Origin of the sequence: Chelatococcus sp. XZ-Ab1, assembly GCF_029309855.1 — a bacterium.
Taxonomy (GTDB): domain Bacteria; phylum Pseudomonadota; class Alphaproteobacteria; order Rhizobiales; family Beijerinckiaceae; genus Chelatococcus_A; species Chelatococcus_A sambhunathii.
Genome location: NZ_JARKII010000029.1, coordinates 1 through 1425, shown reverse-complemented (window position 1 = coordinate 1425; position 1425 = coordinate 1). Strand labels below are relative to the sequence as shown.

The window sequence follows — 1425 nt, the reverse complement described above, 5'->3', positions numbered from 1 at the left end:
CATCGTAAGCCCTTGTGATCGCGTCCATGAGCCGATCCCAGACGCCCGCCTTCCGCCATCGGTTGAAGCGGTTGTAGATCGTGGTCGGCGGCCCGTAGCGCGCCGGCATGTCCGCCCACGGCGCGCCCGAGCGCAGGCACCAGAAGATGCCATTGAGCACCCGCCGGTCATCCACGCGAGGCACGCCCCGCGACTTGTTGGGAAGGTGAGGCCGGATCGCCTCCCATTCGAAATCCGTTAGATCGTAGCGGCCCATCGCAAAGCTCCCGAAAAGGAGCTTGAATCACAATCGCCACCGTCAGGGAACCCAGAGCCGTTTATGGGTTTACGGCCTAAAAGGCAGTTCGGTCCACAGTAGCACAGATGGATTTTTTTGATTTCATCACCCAGGAAGAGCTCGATGAGTTGCCGGACGATCCCCAGGCAGCTTTCTTGCGGTTTGCCCAACTCGCCCAGCGTCGCCTACGCGAGGTAAGGGGACGACTAAACTTGGATGATGGCGGCGACTGGGATCTGCTAAATGAAGCTCGCCATGGATTCATGAATGTCATGTTGGCGGTGGCGAAGCGATTTGAAATAGAGCCTTTCTCGTCTATGGACGTTCCGCCAATTTCGAGCTTTGATGATCGAGATCACAAGCAATTTAAAGCGGACCTCGACCATTATATCGCTCAAGTAGCCATTGGCAATTCCATTCGCGGCAGGAGGGATTCAGTCTTTCTCTCAGATTTTGCAAAGGATCGCATAAGGACCTACCTGCGGGCTCTTCGCTCGGAAATAGAGAAGGCGGATCTTGGTGAGGCGAAGCGATCAGCTCTCCTCGATAAGTTGAAAAAATTTGAAGATGAATTGGAGAAGAGGCGCCTCACTCTGTTAGAGTTGACGCGCATTATTATTGCAGTTGCGGCAGTTCCGGGTGCTGTTTGGGCGTCTATTGATTTGACAATGAAGCTTGTCGGTAATGTTATGCAAGTTGTTGGAGAGGCTAGAGCCGTCGAGGAAAGTGAACGATCGCCGATATCACATGAGCCGCTTAAAGCCCTTTCCCCTCCGCGCAAGGATGTGGTGAGGGGGAGGGCGAGCGAAGGATTAGGCCGTAAACCCATAAACGGCTCTGGGTTCCCTGACGGTGGCGATTGTGATTCAAGCTCCTTTTCGGGAGCTTTGCGATGGGCCGCTACGATCTGACGGATTTCGAATGGGAGGCGATCCGGCCTCACCTTCCCAACAAGTCGCGGGGCGTGCCTCGCGTGGATGACCGGCGGGTGCTCAATGGCATCTTCTGGTGCCTGCGCTCGGGCGCGCCGTGGGCGGACATGCCGGCGCGCTACGGGCCGCCGACCACGATCTACAACCGCTTCAACCGATGGCGGAAGGCGGGCGTCTGGGATCGGCTCATGGACGCGATCACAAGGGCTTACGATG

General features: G+C 56.7%; 3 protein-coding genes. 2 read left to right on the top strand and 1 reads right to left on the bottom strand.

Annotated elements, in window-relative coordinates:
• Positions 1-256: transposase (locus P2T65_RS21110; protein WP_276198947.1), on the bottom strand; the 256-nt coding region annotated here is incomplete at its 3' end.
• A 107-nt stretch (positions 257-363) separates the two neighbouring features.
• On the opposite strand from P2T65_RS21110, the gene P2T65_RS21105 reads away from it, so the two are divergent.
• Positions 364-1188 carry a hypothetical protein gene (locus P2T65_RS21105; RefSeq protein ID WP_276200691.1) on the top strand — a complete coding sequence of 275 codons (825 nt, stop codon included), beginning with the start codon at positions 364-366 and terminating at the stop codon, positions 1186-1188.
• On the top strand, positions 1170-1425 hold a 256-nt coding region (locus P2T65_RS21100; RefSeq protein ID WP_276198947.1), incomplete at its 3' end, for a transposase. The genes P2T65_RS21105 and P2T65_RS21100, both read left to right, overlap by 19 nt.

What these genes read in the sequence shown, in the direction of transcription:
- P2T65_RS21105 (WP_276200691.1), top strand. Translation starts at nt 364, where the DNA reads ATGGATTTTTTTGATTTCATCACCCAGGAAGAGCTCGATGAGTTGCCG.